The organism is Bradyrhizobium sp. Bra64 (genome assembly GCF_024519875.1).
Lineage (GTDB): Bacteria > Pseudomonadota > Alphaproteobacteria > Rhizobiales > Xanthobacteraceae > Bradyrhizobium > Bradyrhizobium japonicum_G.
The window spans coordinates 1,431,606-1,448,018 of sequence record NZ_JALJRD010000001.1 but is presented as its reverse complement, the minus strand read 5'-3'; the positions used below and the strand labels follow the sequence as shown (position 1 = coordinate 1,448,018).

At 62.9% G+C, this 16,413-nt stretch carries 14 protein-coding genes and 1 tRNA gene; 4 read left to right on the top strand and 11 right to left on the bottom strand.

Going from position 1 to position 16,413, the window contains the following annotated elements; translation table 11 throughout:
- Positions 1 to 17 precede the first annotated feature (17 nt).
- On the bottom strand, positions 18 to 1,439 hold the full coding sequence (locus NR187_RS06945; RefSeq protein WP_211384668.1) for a sulfatase: 1,422 nt from the start codon (positions 1,437 to 1,439) through the stop codon (positions 18 to 20).
- 136 nt (positions 1,440 to 1,575) lie between these two features.
- Here NR187_RS06945 and NR187_RS06940 point away from each other — a divergent pair, with 136 nt between their 5' ends.
- The 3 genes from NR187_RS06940 (at position 1,576) to NR187_RS06930 (ending at position 4,275) form a co-directional block, all read left to right on the top strand.
- Positions 1,576 to 2,286 carry a GntR family transcriptional regulator gene (locus NR187_RS06940; RefSeq protein WP_211384667.1) on the top strand — a complete coding sequence of 237 codons (711 nt, stop codon included), beginning with the start codon at positions 1,576 to 1,578 and terminating at the stop codon, positions 2,284 to 2,286.
- A 133-nt stretch (positions 2,287 to 2,419) separates the two neighbouring features.
- On the top strand, positions 2,420 to 3,166 hold the full coding sequence (locus tag NR187_RS06935) for a glucose 1-dehydrogenase (RefSeq protein WP_256806111.1): 747 nt from the start codon (positions 2,420 to 2,422) through the stop codon (positions 3,164 to 3,166).
- Between the two features lie 14 nt (positions 3,167 to 3,180).
- Entirely contained in the window at positions 3,181 to 4,275 is a 1,095-nt protein-coding gene (locus tag NR187_RS06930; protein WP_211384665.1) for an isocitrate/isopropylmalate dehydrogenase family protein, read from the top strand.
- 55 nt (positions 4,276 to 4,330) lie between these two features.
- Here the strand turns inward: NR187_RS06930 and NR187_RS06925 are convergent, their stop codons facing one another.
- The 6 genes from NR187_RS06925 to NR187_RS06900 all read right to left on the bottom strand — a co-directional run bounded on the left by NR187_RS06925 (position 4,331) and on the right by NR187_RS06900 (position 11,059).
- Entirely contained in the window at positions 4,331 to 5,782 is a 1,452-nt protein-coding gene (locus NR187_RS06925) for an aldehyde dehydrogenase family protein (RefSeq protein WP_256806110.1), read from the bottom strand.
- Between the two features lie 72 nt (positions 5,783 to 5,854).
- Positions 5,855 to 7,261, bottom strand: coding sequence for a dihydrolipoyl dehydrogenase (gene lpdA, locus NR187_RS06920; RefSeq protein ID WP_256806109.1), 1,407 nt, complete (start codon positions 7,259 to 7,261; stop codon positions 5,855 to 5,857).
- A gap of 1 nt (position 7,262) precedes the next feature.
- The gene (locus NR187_RS06915) at positions 7,263 to 8,525 is read right to left on the bottom strand and encodes a dihydrolipoamide acetyltransferase family protein (protein WP_256806108.1); all 1,263 of its coding nucleotides are present in this window, start codon (positions 8,523 to 8,525) and stop codon (positions 7,263 to 7,265) included.
- Between the two features lies 1 nt (position 8,526).
- Positions 8,527 to 9,540, bottom strand: coding sequence for an alpha-ketoacid dehydrogenase subunit beta (locus NR187_RS06910; protein ID WP_256806107.1), 1,014 nt, complete (start codon positions 9,538 to 9,540; stop codon positions 8,527 to 8,529).
- Between the two features lie 2 nt (positions 9,541 to 9,542).
- Positions 9,543 to 10,772 carry a thiamine pyrophosphate-dependent enzyme gene (locus NR187_RS06905; RefSeq protein WP_256806106.1) on the bottom strand — a complete coding sequence of 410 codons (1,230 nt, stop codon included), beginning with the start codon at positions 10,770 to 10,772 and terminating at the stop codon, positions 9,543 to 9,545.
- The gene (locus tag NR187_RS06900) at positions 10,769 to 11,059 is read right to left on the bottom strand and encodes a hypothetical protein (protein WP_211384659.1); all 291 of its coding nucleotides are present in this window, start codon (positions 11,057 to 11,059) and stop codon (positions 10,769 to 10,771) included. The genes NR187_RS06905 and NR187_RS06900 overlap by 4 nt, the downstream gene beginning before the upstream one ends.
- A gap of 112 nt (positions 11,060 to 11,171) precedes the next feature.
- On the opposite strand from NR187_RS06900, the gene NR187_RS06895 reads away from it, so the two are divergent.
- Entirely contained in the window at positions 11,172 to 11,687 is a 516-nt protein-coding gene (locus NR187_RS06895) for an Lrp/AsnC family transcriptional regulator (protein ID WP_211384658.1), read from the top strand.
- A gap of 482 nt (positions 11,688 to 12,169) precedes the next feature.
- On the opposite strand, the gene NR187_RS06890 is transcribed toward NR187_RS06895, so the two are convergent.
- From NR187_RS06890 to NR187_RS06875, 4 genes are all read right to left on the bottom strand, one after another.
- A tRNA-Lys gene (locus tag NR187_RS06890) sits at positions 12,170 to 12,245 on the bottom strand.
- A 169-nt stretch (positions 12,246 to 12,414) separates the two neighbouring features.
- Positions 12,415 to 13,035, bottom strand: coding sequence for a Spy/CpxP family protein refolding chaperone (locus tag NR187_RS06885; protein WP_256806105.1), 621 nt, complete (start codon positions 13,033 to 13,035; stop codon positions 12,415 to 12,417).
- A 195-nt stretch (positions 13,036 to 13,230) separates the two neighbouring features.
- Complete coding sequence (locus NR187_RS06880) at positions 13,231 to 14,232, bottom strand: TRAP transporter substrate-binding protein (RefSeq protein ID WP_211384656.1); 1,002 nt, start codon at positions 14,230 to 14,232, stop codon at positions 13,231 to 13,233.
- Between the two features lie 246 nt (positions 14,233 to 14,478).
- The gene (locus NR187_RS06875; protein ID WP_211384655.1) at positions 14,479 to 16,047 is read right to left on the bottom strand and encodes a 2-isopropylmalate synthase; all 1,569 of its coding nucleotides are present in this window, start codon (positions 16,045 to 16,047) and stop codon (positions 14,479 to 14,481) included.
- Positions 16,048 to 16,413: the final 366 nt, after the last annotated feature.

The window sequence follows — 16,413 nt, the reverse complement described above, 5'->3', positions numbered from 1 at the left end:
CGTCGTCTTCATGCGAACTAGGATGCGGGTTCGAGCAACGCGGCGAGGCGCGGATCGCTGTATTTCCTGGTGACGCCGGCGCGTCGCAGGTCTTCCGCATACAACTTCAGCAGAGAGCGGATGACGTCGGGATGTTTTGCCGCCACGTTGGTCGCTTGCTTCGGGTCGGAGCGCAAATCATAGAGCTCGACCGGATCGTTCGGAGTCGCGTAGAGCAGCGACCATTGCTCCGTCGTGATGGTGACGGGCTGCCACTCGACCACCGTCCGCATCAGATCGTCGACGACTTCAACCGTATCGCCGGGATTGGCAAGCGGCAGCGCGGTCAGCACGTGGTCGCGTCCTTCGAACGGCTGGCCATGGACTGCGGGCAGCAGCGAGATCCCCTGCATCTCCGCCTGGCGCGGCAGGCCGGCCATGTCGCAAATCGTGGGCGCGAGATCGAGCGCGCAGGCAAGCTTGCTGGTTCGACCGGCCTTTGCGCCCGGCACATGAATCAACAGCGGCACCTTCGCGATCTCCTCGTAAAGCGGCGAGCGCATCCACGTCGCCTCGCCGGGCGCCCTGCGGACCATCTTGCCCATCAGCCCATGCTCTCCCAGCAGGAAACCGTGGTCGGAGACGAAGATGATGGCGGTGGAGTCCTCGATGCCGAGATAGGCGAGCTGATTGAGCAGATGCCCGATCCAGCGATCGACGAGCTCGAGCTCGCCGCTATAGAGCGCGCGCGCCACCGCGATGTCGCGATCGGTCATGCCGTGCTTCTTGCATTCGCCATAGGGCGGGTGCACGCGCTCGCCGGCATAATCGGGAAGATAGTGCCTGACGTAATAGGCCGGCGGATCCCACGGCTCGTGCGGATCCCAGGTGTCGACCAGCGCGAAGAACTTGTCCTCGTAGATTTGCTCCAGAGATTTGGCAGCCTGCACCATGGTGAGCGGCGCCGGACAGTCCATCTCGCCCGTACGCGGATCGGGCTTTACCTTGCCGGTGATCGGCCATTGCGGCAGCTTGCCTTCGCCCTGGCGCTTGGTTTTGTTGGGCGCGCTGTAGGACGAATAGTGCGGCGTTCCCAACAGCTGGGACTTCATGTCGTAGAAGAAATTGAATCCGCGGTCATATGAGTAGCCGTTGACCTGATAGAATGGTGTGTCCACCACGCCGAGCGTCGTGTAGCCCGCTTCGGTCAATGTGGTTGCGATCGAGCGATCCGCGCGCGGCAGCGCGCCCCAGCCGACACCGGCGAAGGCTGGCTTACCGGTCAGATAATCGTAGCGCGCGGGGACGGTCGGAAAGCTCGATGCATAGTAGCGATCGAACACCATCGATTTGGCGGCAAGCTTGTCGAGATTGGGAGTTCTAACCCCACCACCGTTGTAGCCGAGCATGTCCGTCCGCACAGTGTCGGACACGATCATGAGGATGCGATCTACCGCCATTTGTTATCTCCCTGGTTTTTCTTCTGGAGTAAAATATCACGCATCACACTTTGATCGTCAAGCTATAATATATCACACATCACGCTTTATATTGTAGATTTTTAAGCCAGTGTGCTAATGAGAATGCATGGAAACGATGCAAAAGGGCTCGGCAGGGCTGATTTCGGCGCCAAGCCTGCGCGAGCAGGCGCGTCAGGTGATCCGCGGGCTTGTCATCACCGGGCAGATGCAACCGGATCAACTCTACTCGGTGCCGCGGTTGGCGGCCGAACTCGGCGTGTCGGCGACACCGGTACGGGAAGCCTTGCTCGATCTCGAGCGCGAAGGCCTGCTCGAAGCGGAGCGCAATCGCGGCTTTCGCGTGGTGTCGCTGTCGCTCAACGAACTCAACGATATCTTTGCTGTCCGGCTGCTGCTGGAGGTGCCGAGCCTCGGCGATATCGCCCAGAGCGGCTTGTCGGGTGGACAACTCGACGAACTTCATCAACTGGCGGAGGCCACGCGTCAGACGGCGGATTCCGGCGATCTGATTGCCTTCCTTGATACCGATCTCAGATTCCACGTTCAGCTGATCGCCACGCTCGGCAATCACTATCTCGCCAAACTGGTCGAGACGCTCAGGGACCGCGTGCGGCTGCAGGGCTTTGCAAGCGGCGAGTCGCCGCGAGACTTTCTCAAGCAATCCGCGAATGAGCATTTCAAGCTGCTCGACTACATCTCGAAGCAGGATCGCTGCGGGGCCGAAGCAACCATCCGACGACACCTGGAAAGGTCGCGCGACGTATGGGGTGGCCGGCACAACGCCGCGCAGGCGGCAAACGCCGGCATTCTCAACGACTCGTCCTGACCCAGACGGTCCCCTCTCCTCCCATTCGTCTGCAAAGCGAGGCAGCTCCCGCGTCTTCACCGGCGATCGCATTGCCATTCAAGCGGTGCCGGCGGCCAGCCAATCTCGAACACTTCCAACCATGAGGACCGCCGTGAGATTGAAAGACAAGATCGCAATCGTGACAGGCGGCGGCTCCGGCTTCGGCGAAGGCATCGTTCGCAAATTCGTAGCCGAAGGTGCCCGCGTTGTCGTGGCCGATCGCGATCGAGCCGCGGCAGAGCGCGTGGCTGGCTTGTTCGACGGCAAAGCCATTGCGGCGGAGGCGGATATCTCCACCGAGTCCGGCTTCGCTTCAGTCGTGCAGAAAGCCCAGCGGGATTTCGGAGGACTCGATGTCCTCGTCAACAATGCCGGCGTCGGTCACACCCCCCAACCGCTCGAAATGGTGACGGACGACATGTTCGACCGGATCGCCAGCGTCAACATGAAGTCGATCTACTACGGCGCAAAGATCATCGTGCCGCATTTCAAGCAGCAAAAATCTGGCGTAGTGCTCAACGTAGCCTCGACCGGCGGCGTCAGTCCGCGACCGAACCTGACCTGGTACAATGCCTCGAAAGGCTGGGTCATCACGGCGACGCGCGCGATGGCTGTTGAGCTTGCGCCGTTCGGCATCCGCGTCAACGCGATCAACCCCGTCGCCGGGGAAACGCCGCTGCTGAAGACCTTCATGGGCCAGGACACGCCCGAGATCCGCGCCAAATTCCTGTCGACGATTCCACTCGGCCGCTTTTCCACGCCGGAGGACATGGGCAACGCTGCCGCCTTCCTGTGCTCGGACGAGGCAAGCATGATCACGGGCGTCGCGATGGAAGTCGACGGCGGCCGCTGCATCTGAGGCGAGACCACGTCATGAAAACCACGTACGAAATCTGCGTCGTCCACGGCGACGGCATTGGACCTGAGGTGGGCAAGGCAACGGTCCGGGCGCTGGAGGCCGCGTTCGGCGACACCTCGCCGCTTCACTTCAGCGAGCACCCCGCCGGCGCGCAGCATTTCCTCGAAGCCGGCGAATCCTTCCCGGGCGAGACGTTCGAGGCATGTCGCGCCGCCGACGCGATCCTACACGGCGCTGCGGGCATGCCAGGCGTCGTCCACCCCGACGGCACCGAGGCAGGCCTCGATTTTACCCTGACGCTGCGCGGGAAACTCGATCTCTACGCCAATGTCCGGCCGATCAAGCTGCTACCAGGCGTGCGATCGCCGCTGCGCGATGCCGGCGCCATCGACTACGTCATCGTTCGTGAGAACAGCGAAGGCCTCTATGCCGCACGTGGCGCAGGAACGCTGCTTCGCGGCGAGGTCGCCGTCGATCCCCTGGTGCAGACCCGCAAGGGCATCGAACGGATCGTGCGCTTCGCATTCGAACTCGCCCGCACGCGTGGCGGCGCTCCGCGCGACGGACGCCGTCGGGTCACCTGTTGCGACAAGGCCAATGTGCTGCGCAGCTACGCGTTCTTCCGAAGTGTGTTCGATGAGATCGCGGCACAATATCCTGATGTCGAGGCTGAACACGTGCTGATCGACGCCATGACCGTCCACCTGATCAATCGTCCATCGCATTACGACGTCATCGTCACGGAGAACATGTTCGGCGACATCATCTCCGATCTTGGAGCCGCGACGATCGGTGGCATGGGCATGTCACCGTCCGCCGAACTCGGCGACGGCAACGGCTTCTTTCAGGCTTCCCATGGCTCGGCTCCGGATATCGCCGGCAAGGGAATCGCCAATCCCTACGGAACGGTGCTGGCCTCCGCCCTGATGCTGAACTGGCTGGGCCGGCGTCATGCCGATGCACGGTTGGTCGAAGCGGCGGATCGGATCGAAGCGGCCGTCAACTTTGCTCTCGCCGACGAAATGGCTTTGAGCCGGGATCTCGGCGGAACGGCCGGTTCCGAGGAAATCACTGACATTCTCTGCGCAAGGTTGCGCGGGCGCGCCTGACGCGCAATCACGGTTAGTGCCGGGCGGCTTGATCGCCGCCAGCACTTCGCAGCCGTCAGCCGTGATAGATCGAAATCGTCTTGGTCGTTGCAAAGCCGTAGAGCGCTTCAAAGCCCTTCTCGCGGCCATGGCCTGAGCGCTTGACGCCGCCGAACGGCAGCTCGATGCCGCCGCCGGCGCCGTAGTTGTTGATGAAGACCTGGCCTGAATGAATCCCGCGCGCGAGGCGGAATTGTCGCGCGCCGTCCCGGGTCCAGATTCCACAGACAAGGCCAAAGGGCGTACCGTTCGCCAGTTCGAGCGCATGTTGCTCGCTGTCGAAGGGCATGATCACCTGGACCGGCCCGAAGATCTCTTCCTGCACGAGGCGGTGGCTGGGCGAAACGTCGCGGATCAGCGTCGGCTTGACATAGGCGCCACCGGCAGGTGCATCTGGCGCGATCGTGCCTTGCGCTGCGATACGCGCGCCGTCACGCTCGGCAAGACCGATATAACCGTCGACGATGTCCTTCTGCCGGCGGGAGACCACGGGGCCGACATCCAGGTCGGACAGCGCCGGTCCCACCTTCAGCTTTCGGTACGCATCGGCCATGCGTGCTACGACCTCTTCGTAGACCGACTGCTCGACCAGGATCCGCGACGATGCAGAGCAGGTCTGGCCGGCGTTCTGAATGCCCGCCATCACCAGGAACGGCAAAGCCCGATCGAGATCGGCATCGGCAAACACCAGTTGCGGCGACTTGCCGCCAAGCTCCAGCGTCACCGGCACCGCATTCCGCGCCGCGGCTGCCTGCACCAGCGCGCCGGTCGCCACCGAACCCGTGAACGAAATGTGATTGATGCCGGGATGGCCGGACAAGGCCGCGCCAGCCTCCTCGCCGGTCCCGGTGACAAGGTTGAACGCGCCGTGCGGCAATCCCGCCTCTTCCGCAATGCGGGCGAACTCGATCACCGTAAGGCAGGCTTCTTCCGCCGGCTTCACGACGGCGGCGTTGCCCATGGCAAGGGCTGCACCAAGGCTGCGTCCGATGATCTGCATCGGATAGTTCCAGGGAATGATATGGGCGGTTACGCCGTGAGGCTCATACAGTGTGATGGCCGTGAAGCCGGAACGATAAGGGATGGTGTCGCCGTGAACCTTGTCGGCGGCGGCACCATAGAATTCGAAGTAGCGCGCCAGTGCCTCGACATCGGCTCGCGCCTGCTTGAGCGGCTTGCCGACGTCACGTGCTTCGAGATCCGCCAGCAGATCGACGTGTTTCAGAACACCCTCGCCGATCCGGTGCAGGACACGGCCACGGTCAGTCGCCGACATGCGTCCCCAGTCGCCGGCCAGCGCCGCTCGGGCCGCCAGGACCGCGCGATCGATGTCTTCGCGGCTGCCACGGGCAATATCGGCAAGATGCGAACCGTCGGACGGATCCAGGATCTCGAGGCGGCGTCCATCGGCGGCATCGACCCAGCGGCCGGCGATGTAGTTGCGGTAAGTCCGTTCAGATTTAGACAAGGTCCGCGCTCCAGAGTTTGATCCTGCTGCAAGTCTTGCAGGACGTTTCCACCAAATTTTCTTTCGCGTCCATCAAAAATGCAGGCCGCGCCCCAACGCGCCAAGCGCAGCCTCGTGGATCGCCTCGCTCCGCGTCGGATGGGCGCCGATGGTGCCGGCAATGTCCTCGAGCACCGCTCCCATTTCAATGGCAAGTGTCAGCGACGACGTCAGTTCCGAGACTCCCGCCCCGACCGCCTGCGCCCCCAGCACGAGGTGGTCGCTGGCGCGCGCGACGATCCGTACGAACCCCTCCTCGTCCACCTGCGTCAGGGCCCGGCCATTGGCAGCGAAGGGAAAGGTCGCGACCTTGATCTCGTAACCGTCCACCTTGCCATCTGCCTTGGCCTCTTCCGGCGTTCGTCCGACCGAAATCACTTCCGGATCGGTGAAGCACACGGACGGAATGGCTGTGGCATCGAGGGAGCGGCGTTGTCCCGCAATGTTCTCCGCCACCATCGCGCCCTGCGCCATGGCGCGATGTGCCAGCATCGGCTCTCCCGTGAGATCGCCGATCGCCCAGACATTCGACATCGACGTCTCGGAGCGGTCATCGATCGCAACGAACTTTCCGTCCATCGCGAGATCCAGCCGCTCCAAGCCGAAACCCTCAGTGCAAGGCGTGCGCCCGACGGCGACCAGGATTTTGTCCGCTGGTAGTTCGCGCGGAGCCCGCCCGCGCTGCTCGATCAACAAGCTCTCGCCATCCGGCGTCAGCCCCTGAGCGTACGCCGAGGTGATGACACTGACCTTTAGCTCCTCAAGCCGCCTCACCACAGGTCGCGTCAACGCCGCGTCCCATCTCGGCAGGATTCGCTCGGCGGCCTCGACGACTGTCACATCAGATCCGAGCTTTGCGAAGGCCATTCCGAGCTCAAGGCCGATATACCCGGCACCGACAACAACGAGGTTGCGCGGCCTCTCGGGCAGCGAGAGCAACTCGGTCGATGAGATGACATTGCCGCCGAACGGCAGCGTGGTCAGGACCTGCGGCACCGAACCGGTTGCGAGAACGAGGTGCTTGGCGCGAACACGCGTCGTCGCATCAGCCGTTCCGACCTTGACGGTCTTGCCATCCAGTATTTCGGCGACGCCTGAGATCACCGACACACCGCTTCGCTTCAGGAGGCCTGCGACGCCGCCTGTCAGGCGATTCACGATCGCGTCCTTCCACGCAACGGTCCGCCCGAAATCGAGCTTCGCCTCCCCCATACTCAAGCCGAACGGCGTGGTTTCACGTTGCCCATTGGCGACATGGAACGCATCAGCGGCGTGGATTAGCGCCTTGGACGGGATGCAGCCGACATTCAGGCAGGTCCCGCCCAGGGCGGCGCGCTCGATCAGTACGGTTCGCAATCCCAGTTGCCCGGCACGAATGGCGGCGACATAGCCGCCGGGCCCTCCGCCGATGATCACGACCTCTGCGGTGCTCTCCCGCACGTCAGTTTCCAACCAAGAGAAGGGCCGGCGCCTCGAGCAGCTCTTTCACACGCCGGATGAATTGCGCGGCCTCGTAGCCATCGACGATGCGGTGATCAAATGACGACGACAGGTTCATCATCATACGCGGAACCAATTGACCATCCTGCCACACCGGGCGAATCATCATTCGGTTGACGCCGAGGATCGCGAGCTCCGGCCGATTGATGACGGGCGTTGTTGCGATGCCACCGAGATCGCCGAGACTGGTGATGGTGATGGTCGAGCCGCTCAGTTCTTCCCGCTTCGCGCGGCCTTCGCGCGCCGCCGTCGCGAGCTGCTTGATCTCTTCCGCGCAGCCCCAGAGATCGCGCGCCTCGGCATGGAAGAGCACAGGCACCATCAGGCCGGATGGAGTCTGCGTGGCTATGCCGACATGAACGGCACTGTGGCGGCTGACGACCTCCTTGTCATCGTCATAGGTTCCGTTGATTTGCGGAAAATCGCGCAGCGCGCGAACAAGCGACGCGACGACAAAGGGCAAGACGGTCAACTTCGGCCGGGCGTCGGCAAACCGCGCGTTCAGCTGCTTGCGGCATTCCTCGAGCGCCGTGACATCGATTTCCTCGACATAGGAAAAATGCGCCACACGCCGGGTAGATTCCGCCATCCTCTCGGCGATCTTGCGACGCAGACCAATGACCTTGATCTGCTCGACAGCATCATTGCACTGCGCGATCCGGTGGCCACCGGTCCCCTTCGATCGATTTCGAACATGATCGGCGAGGTCGTCGCGCGTGATCCGGCCGGCGGGCCCAGAGCCCAAAACCAAGCGGAGATCAATTCCCGCCTCACGCGCTCGCGCCCTTGTCGCCGGCGAGGCAATCGGCCGTGCCGGCGACAGTGTTGCGATGGCGCCGGCCGCGCGGTTGCGTCGATCCCCCGTGGTCCGGGGCGTCACTTCAACCGGGATCGCATCAGAGCCAGTACCAACGATGACCCGCGCGACAGCTTCGTGCCCATTTGCAACGCCGTCATCGTCAGCTCCAAACCTGATTCCGACCAGCGCACTGCCGACAGCAAGACGCGCGCCCAGTTCTCCGCCGAGCTCGACGACCACGCCAGCCCTTGGCGAAGGAACCTCGACCGTCACCTTGTCGGTCATGACAGCCGCCAGGATCTGGTCCTCCTTGACCGCTTCGCCGACGGCCACATGCCATTCGACGATTTCCGCCTCGGCAACGCCCTCTCCGACGTCGGGCAGCTTGACCAGCTCGACGGGCATCTCAACTCTCCATCAGCCGGATCAGCGCGCGGCCGACGCGATCCGGCCCCGGGAAATAGTCCCACTCCTGCGCATGCGGGTAAGGCGTGTCCCAGCCCGTCACCCGCACGACCGGCGCCTCGAGATGATAGAAACACTTCTCCTGGATCAACGCGGAAAGCTCGGCGCCAAAGCCCGACGTGCGGGTCGCTTCGTGCACGATCATGCAGCGGCCGGTCCTGATCACCGATTGCACGATGGTGTCGACGTCGAGCGGAATGAGCGACCTGAGATCGATGATCTCGGCATCGATGCCAACCTCCCGACGGGCCGTCTCGGCGACATGGACCATGGTGCCATAGGCCAGGATCGACACCTCCGCTCCTTCCCGGCGAACGACCGCTTCGCCGATCGGCACGGTGTAATGACCCTGCGGCGTTTCACTCAGCTCGTGCTTCGACCACGGCACGACCGGCCGGTCGTGATGACCGTCGAACGGACCGTTGTAGATCCGCTTCGGTTCGAGAAACACCACCGGATCGTCATCCTCGATCGCAGCGATGAGCAATCCCTTCGCGTCATGCGGGTTCGAGGGAATGACCGTCTTCAACCCCGCCACATGGGTGAACAGTGCCTCTGGGCTTTGGCTGTGCGTCTGCGCCCCGAAGATGCCGCCGCCACAGGGCATGCGCACCACGATCGGGGCGCTGAACTCGCCGGCCGAGCGGTAGCGCAGCCGCGCCGCCTCCGACACGATCTGGTCATAGGCCGGATACATGTAGTCGGCGAACTGGATTTCAGCGACCGGCCTCAAGCCGTACGCCCCCATGCCGACCGCGATGCCGACGATGCCGCTTTCAGAGATCGGTGTATCAAAGCAGCGCGATGACCCGTATTTGCCCTGCAGGCCGTCGGTACAGCGAAACACGCCGCCGAAGCGACCAACGTCCTGGCCGAAGGTGACGACACGGTCGTCCCGCGCCATCATCACGTCCATGGCATCGCGGATCGCTTCGATCATCGTCAAGGACGGCATGGTCAGAACCCAAGCTCCTGCCGCTGTTCGCGCAAGTGAGGCGGCATCGATTTGTAGACATCATCGAACATCGAGGCCGGGCTGCACTTGGAGCCCTCGACCAGCGTCCCAGAACCCTGCGCCTCCTTCGCCGCGCCGGCGATCTCCTCGTCGAGCTCCGCTTTTAGCTGGACGTGACGCGCCTCGCTCCATTCACCAATCCCGGTCAAATGATCCTTCAGCCGTTCGACGGGATCGCCGAGCGGCCACACCGCCTGGTCGTTCTGCGGGCGATATTTCGACGGATCGTCTGAGGTCGAATGCGGTGCGGCCCGATAGGTCACCCACTCGATCAGCGTCGACCCGAGATTGCGGCGGGCGCGTTCCACGGCCCAGCACGCCGCCGCGTGAACGGCCAGATAATCGTTGCCATCGACGCGCAACGCGGGAATTCCGTAGCCATGCGCGCGGGCCGCAAAGGTCGCCTGTGCGCCGCCGGCTACTGACTGCGCCGTCGAGATCGCCCACTGATTGTTGACGACGTTGAGAACCACGGGTGGGCGATACACCGAGGCGAACACCAGCGCGGCATGGAAGTCGTTTTCGGCGGTCGCGCCCTCGCCAATCCAGGCTGCGGCCACGCGGCTGTCGCCCCGCATCGCCGACGCCATCGCCCAACCCACCGCCTGCACATACTGGGTGGCGAGATTACCGGAGATCGAGAAAAAGCCGGCCTCACGCGCCGAATAGAACACCGGAAGCTGGCGACCTTTCATGCGATCCTTTTCGTTCGACAGCACCTGGCACATCAGGTCGACCAGCGGCCAGTCCTGCGCGATCAACAGCCCCTGCTGGCGATAGGTCGGGAAGTTCATGTCCCCTGCCTGCAGCGCCGACTGGAAGCCGCACGCGATCGCCTCTTCGCCGGTGCACTGCATGTAAAAGGACGTCTTGCGCTGCCGTTGCATCACGGTCATGCGCGCATCGTAGGCCCGCGTCTTGAGCATCGCGCGCAGGCCGGAGCGGAGTTGATCCACGGTACATGCCTCAGACCAGGGGCCGACCGCATGTCCGTCGGCATCGAGCACCCGGATCAACTCGTAGGCGAGATCGCGGATCTCGCTCGCCTCGACATCGATCTCCGGGCGACGAACCCGTGCTGCGTCCGACAGCTGGAAGCCGCTGACATCCGCCGCGCTGCCGAAGCAAGGGTGCGGCTCGGGAACATGAAAGGTGAGAGGCTGGACGTTCATGACACCGTGCCTTCGGCGTTGACCGGCGACCGTCCGACAATTTCGACCGAACGGAGCGCGGGATGTCGTGCGAAGCGAGAGCAGAGCACCAAGGGATCGCGGTCCGGGTTTGCGTCGATGCCGAAGTCGATGGCCGCTCCGCCTTCCCCATCGACCAGCATCCGGAATTCGACCATCTGCAGCCCGAAGCGCTGCACATCGGCCAGAAGCTGGGATGCCGCGGCAAGCGAATCCGTGGCAATGGCTCTGAAGACGACGGACGAAGCGCGACATGCGGTGGACGACATTGGCTGATCTCCTCGACGAGACTCTACTGCCGGGTCAACAGGTGATTTTCCCGATATTTTGTGGGATAGTCGGATTTTGCAGAAGAATCGTCTGCATTTCCGGAGATCTCTGATGAAATCGTCTTCCCGCGCTAAGCCGCGCACCAAGGCGGACCTCGACCTGGTCGATCGAAAGATTCTCTCGATCCTCCGCAACGAAGGACGGCTGACAATCAACGAATTATCCGATCGCGTCGGACTGTCGTCGTCGCCGTGCTGGTCGCGGGTCAGGTATCTGGAGGAGATCAGCGTGATCAAGCATTACGCGGCCGTCATCGACCACGTCGCCATCGGTCTGAAGGATATCGTCTTCATCGAGGTCACGCTCGACAAGCACGACGACAAGGTGCTGGCCCGGTTTGGCGACGCCCTTGCAAAGATCCCGGAGGTGATCGAGGCCAATCTCGTCACCGGCGATTACGACTATCTGGTCAAGGTCGCGGTCGCCGACACCACGCATTACGAGCGCTTTCTCCGGGAGAAGCTCTACCGGATCCAGGGCATCCGGCACACCCGATCGACCTTTTCGCTGCGGACCCTGAAGCTCGTGACCTCAGCCGATCCGCTGCTCGTCAATGCGGGCATCTAATATTCACCGAGAATTCAGGGAGAGCCTGATCGTGGCGAAACTGAGTGCTGAGCTGGGGTGAAGCTTGGCGAACTCACCGAGTATTTCGAGACCCATCGTCGGCATATCTTTCCAATGGGTCGCACTGCTCGATAAGCCGTGACCCGGGGCGAGCCTACGACTTCAGAGACTTGCTCACGTTGGCTGTCGCAAGATTTTTCATGATCTCCGGATGCACACGTCGTGCGCACGCGACCTTACAACCTATTGAACAGCTTGAACTGTCGCTCCGATCCATCACTGGACAGATCGCGCTCACCGTCGGCTGAGGGTTCCGGCCGCAAAAAATCGTGTCCCGCGAAAGCAATAGCTCAAGAGCACGACCTCCTGACCTACGGCCGCAAGACAGGCCTCTCAGACGTTAAACGGCCGATATCGCTGCTTCAAAAAGACCGTTTGAAAAGTTAGCTGCTCAAACGGTCTTGGTCGCTAAGTCTTTGACTTGGTGGGCGCACCAGGGCTCGAACCTGGGACCCGCTGATTAAGAGTCAGCTGCTCTACCAACTGAGCTATGCGCCCGAAAGGCGGTCAATGCCTTGCGAGGCCGGTCGTTTAGCAAAGCGATCCGGGTATGGCAAGCGATGCGGCGAAGGTTTTTCAGCAGTCCCCAAAAAGCGAAAAGCCGCTGGATTCCAGCGGCTTCGCCAAGGTTAATCCAGGGGCTGATTCCCGCAAAATCCCCGATGGCTCAAAGCCGGCCCTCGCGGTCCCGGTCCGGGCCGCCGTCGCGGTCGAAACGGTCATGGTGGAAGCGGTCCATGCCGCGCTCCATCATCCGGTCCATGCCGCGTTCCATGAAGTGGCGATGCGGGCCGTCCTCGCCGCCGCCGAACGGGCCGCGGTGGCGGGTCAGCACGGCAAGGCGCCGCTTCTGGCCGTCATCCAGGGTCTTGTAGAGCGGATCGGCGGCATCGGCGATCTTCTTCAGGGCCACCGACGCCGCGCCCATGTCGTCGGCACGCTGGCGCAGGCGAGCAACCGGATCCTCCGGCCTGTCGGCATCCTTGCTTGCATCCCTGCCCGCATCGTCCGGGCCGGCATTCATTCGCGCATTGGCGCGATCGATGCGCAGCTTGGCGAAGTCGCGCACGGCGGCCTCGACCGGCGGCCACAGCTTCTCCTGGTCGGCGTTGAGCTTCAGCCCGGCATGGACGGCGGCGATCCGCGCGTCGACGAAGGCGGCGCGGTCTTCCGGATTGATGCGCATGTGGCGCATGTGCTCCATCCACGGGCGATGATATTGGGCATAAACCGCGCCCGAGCCGGCGATGCTGAGCACGGCGATGGCAGCGATGGTGAACTTCTTCATCCGGACCTCCTCTGGAAGGATGCCCTGAAGATGGGGCCCGCGAGGCTGACGCGCAACTTACAACTTGGACAGGGAGGGCGTTGTTACGAGGATGTAACGCCTGATTTTACCTCCAGCCGCGACCGGAAATCATTCGCAACAAAAAAAGGGCTTCCGCGCCCGGCACGGAAGCCCCTCATTCATGCATCGTCTGGCTCAGTTCGTCGTGCTTTTCGATTCCTTCAAGAATTCGTCGATCAGCGGCTGGCCCACGCGGCTGGCTGCGTCCTTGTAGACCGGCTCCATCGCCTTGCGCATCGCCTCGTCCTGCGCCGGTGTGAGCTTGATGATCTCGCTCTTGCCGCTCTTCTTGATCTCGGCGAGCGCGTCGTCGTTCTCCTTCTGCGACTGCGTGTTGTTGAAGTCGGTGGCTTCCTTCATCGCCTTCGTGAGCTGCTCGCGGATGTCGGCCGGAAGATCGTCCCAGAACTTCTTGTTCACGATCACGACGTAGCCGATGTAGCCGTGGTTGGTCTCGGTGATGTACTTCTGCACCTCGTGCATCTTCTGGGTATAGATGTTCGACCAGGTGTTCTCCTGGCCGTCGACCACGCCGGTCTGGAGCGCCTGGTAGACTTCCGAGAACGCCATCACCTGCGGCAGCGAGGCGAGCGCCTTGAACTGGGCCTGCAGGACGCGCGAGGACTGGATGCGGAATTTGACGCCCTGGTAATCGGCCGGCGCGATCAGCTTCTTGTTGGCGCTCATCTGCTTGAAGCCGTTGTCCCAATAGGCAAGGCCGGTGATGCCCTTGGAGTCCAGGAGCTTGAGCAGGCGGAGGCCGAGCGGGCCTTCCGTCACCTTCCGCAGCGTCTTCAGGTCGGGAAGGATGTAGGGCAGATCGAACACCTCGAACTCGCGGATGCCGAGCGGGCCGAATTTCGAGTTGGACGGCGCCAGCATCTGCACGCTGCCAAGCTGAAGCGCCTCGAGCTCTTCCTTGTCCTTGTAGAGCGTCGAGTTCGGGTAGACCTCGACCTTGACCTTGCCGCCGGTGTACTTCTCGGCGAGCTCCTTGAATTTCTGCGACGCCTTGCCCTTCGGCGTGTCGGCGGCGACCACGTGGCTGAACTTGATGATGATCGGCGATTGAGCCAGTGCCGGCCCGGTCAGCGCCAGGGCCGCAATCGACGCCGCAGCCAAAATGAGTTTCCTCATGCTTCCTCCCGCATTTCTTGTGAGGCGCGGCACGCCGGCCCCAAAGCTTGATTTCAAGATTTTAAGTCAAAGACTTGAAGGCAGCTTTATAGGGAAGCCGGTATCGGCACCATTGCCTGTTAGCAGGGGGTCTCCTTGCAAAAATGCAGGGCCGCGGGGATATCCGCGGAAGCACCACGCAGGACGATGAACGAAAAACGCGGCGCCGAGCGCGCCGCGTTTCTGCCGATTGGCCGTGAGTGCAGCTCAGCTTGCCGCCGCCGTCGCCGTCGTGACCGTGTCGCGCTGACGCTTCATGACGATCTTGTTGAGCGCGCCGAGATAGGCCTTGGCCGACGCCACCAGCGTATCCGGATCCGCCGCGCGCGCGGTCATCGCGCGTCCCTCATGCGACAGCCGCACCGAAACCTCGGCCTGCGCGTCGGTGCCCTGGGTCACGGCGTGGACCTGGTACAGGTCGAGCTTGGCCTCGTGCGGCACCAGCGCCTTGATGCAGTTGAACACGGCGTCGACCGGACCGTTGCCTTCGGCCTCCTCGATCTTGATCTGGCCGTCGACGTCGAGCTTCATGGTCGCGCGCTGCGGACCATGGGTGCCGGCGATCACGGTCAGCGAGGTCAGCTTGATGCGGTCGTGCGAGGCCGCCATCTCCTCGTCGACCAGCGCCTCGATGTCCTCGTCATAGATGTCCTTCTTGCGGTCGGCGAGCGCCTTCATCCGCGTGAACGCATCTTCCAGCTGGTTCGGGCCGAGCTTGTAGCCCATCTCCTCCAGCTTGTGCACGAAGGCATGGCGGCCGGAATGCTTGCCCAGCACCAGCGAAGACTGCTTCAGGCCGACCATCTCGGGCCGCATGATCTCGTAGGTCGAGGCGTCCTTCAGTACGCCGTCCTGATGGATGCCGCTCTCGTGGGCGAAGGCGTTCCGGCCGACGATCGCCTTGTTGTACTGCACCGGGAACGAGGTCGCCGCCGACACCACCTTCGAGGCGCGGGTGAGCTGCGTGGTGTCGATCTTGTTCCAGAACGGGAATTTGTCGTTGCGGACGTTGATCGCCATCACGATCTCTTCCAGCGCGGCGTTGCCGGCACGCTCGCCGATGCCGTTGATGGTGCACTCGACCTGGCGCGCGCCGCCGATGACGCCGGCCAGCGAGTTCGCCACCGCCATGCCGAGATCGTTATGGCAGTGCACGGAGAACACCGCCTTGTCCGAGTTCGGCACGCGCTCGATCAGCGTCTTCATGAAGTGGGTGTATTCGTCGGGCGTGGTGTAGCCGACGGTGTCGGGGATGTTCACCGTGGTCGCACCGGCCTTGATGACGGCTTCCACGATGCGGCACAGATAATCCATCTCGCTGCGGGTGCCGTCCTCGGCCGACCATTCGACGTCGTCGATCTGGTTGCGGGCGCGCGCAACCATGGCGACCGAGGTCTCGAGCACCTGCTCGGGGGTCTTGTTCAGCTTCACCCGCATATGCAGCGGCGAGGTCGCGATCACGGTGTGGACGCGGCCGCGCTTTGCAAATTTCACCGCCTCGGCGCAGCGATCGATGTCGGCGGGATGGGCGCGCGACAGGCCGGCGATGACGGCGTTCTTGGAGCGGCGGGCGATCTCGCTGACCGCCTGGAAGTCGCCTTCCGAGGTGATGGGGAAGCCGGCCTCGATGACGTCGACACCCATATCATCCAGCATCTCGGCGACCTCGAGCTTCTCCTCGAAGGTCATGGTGGCGCCGGGGCACTGCTCGCCGTCGCGCAGCGTGGTGTCGAAAATGATGACGCGGTCCTTGTCGGACTTGTTCACGGAGGCCATTGAAAAATTCCTTTTGAGCTTTTGCGCCGTCAGTGTTCTGGGCGCTTGAGGTGTCCGGTGATCTCGACCAACCCCTGAGCGCCCAGGCGCATGGCGCCCAGCCGGCCCTCAGGGGCAGCTAAGAAGAAGCCCGCCAATCAGGAGGGTGGGCAGCAGCGCGGCCGGGATCGTGGCGGCGGCCAGAGCCACCTCCCTCGAAATCCCATCAATTTGGCCGCGAATCAGCATTGCCAGACCCTTTTGAGCCCTCAATCCTCGGTCAAAACCGTTGACGGTTGGTTGCCGGGAGGCTCGATGCAATGTTTCTAGACGAGAATTGGCGGCCCCTGCAACGCCAAAAGATGGTCAGAACAGCTGACCTGATTT

What these genes read in the sequence shown, in the direction of transcription:
- NR187_RS06945 (WP_211384668.1), bottom strand. Translation starts at nt 1,439, where the DNA reads ATGGCGGTAGATCGCATCCTCATGATCGTGTCCGACACTGTGCGGACG.
- NR187_RS06940 (WP_211384667.1), top strand. Translation starts at nt 1,576, where the DNA reads ATGCAAAAGGGCTCGGCAGGGCTGATTTCGGCGCCAAGCCTGCGCGAG.
- NR187_RS06930 (WP_211384665.1), top strand. Translation starts at nt 3,181, where the DNA reads ATGAAAACCACGTACGAAATCTGCGTCGTCCACGGCGACGGCATTGGA.
- NR187_RS06915 (WP_256806108.1), bottom strand. Translation starts at nt 8,525, where the DNA reads ATGCCCGTCGAGCTGGTCAAGCTGCCCGACGTCGGAGAGGGCGTTGCC.
- NR187_RS06910 (WP_256806107.1), bottom strand. Translation starts at nt 9,540, where the DNA reads ATGCCGTCCTTGACGATGATCGAAGCGATCCGCGATGCCATGGACGTG.
- NR187_RS06905 (WP_256806106.1), bottom strand. Translation starts at nt 10,772, where the DNA reads ATGAACGTCCAGCCTCTCACCTTTCATGTTCCCGAGCCGCACCCTTGC.
- NR187_RS06900 (WP_211384659.1), bottom strand. Translation starts at nt 11,059, where the DNA reads ATGTCGTCCACCGCATGTCGCGCTTCGTCCGTCGTCTTCAGAGCCATT.
- NR187_RS06895 (WP_211384658.1), top strand. Translation starts at nt 11,172, where the DNA reads ATGAAATCGTCTTCCCGCGCTAAGCCGCGCACCAAGGCGGACCTCGAC.
- NR187_RS06885 (WP_256806105.1), bottom strand. Translation starts at nt 13,035, where the DNA reads ATGAAGAAGTTCACCATCGCTGCCATCGCCGTGCTCAGCATCGCCGGC.
- NR187_RS06880 (WP_211384656.1), bottom strand. Translation starts at nt 14,232, where the DNA reads ATGAGGAAACTCATTTTGGCTGCGGCGTCGATTGCGGCCCTGGCGCTG.
- NR187_RS06875 (WP_211384655.1), bottom strand. Translation starts at nt 16,047, where the DNA reads ATGGCCTCCGTGAACAAGTCCGACAAGGACCGCGTCATCATTTTCGAC.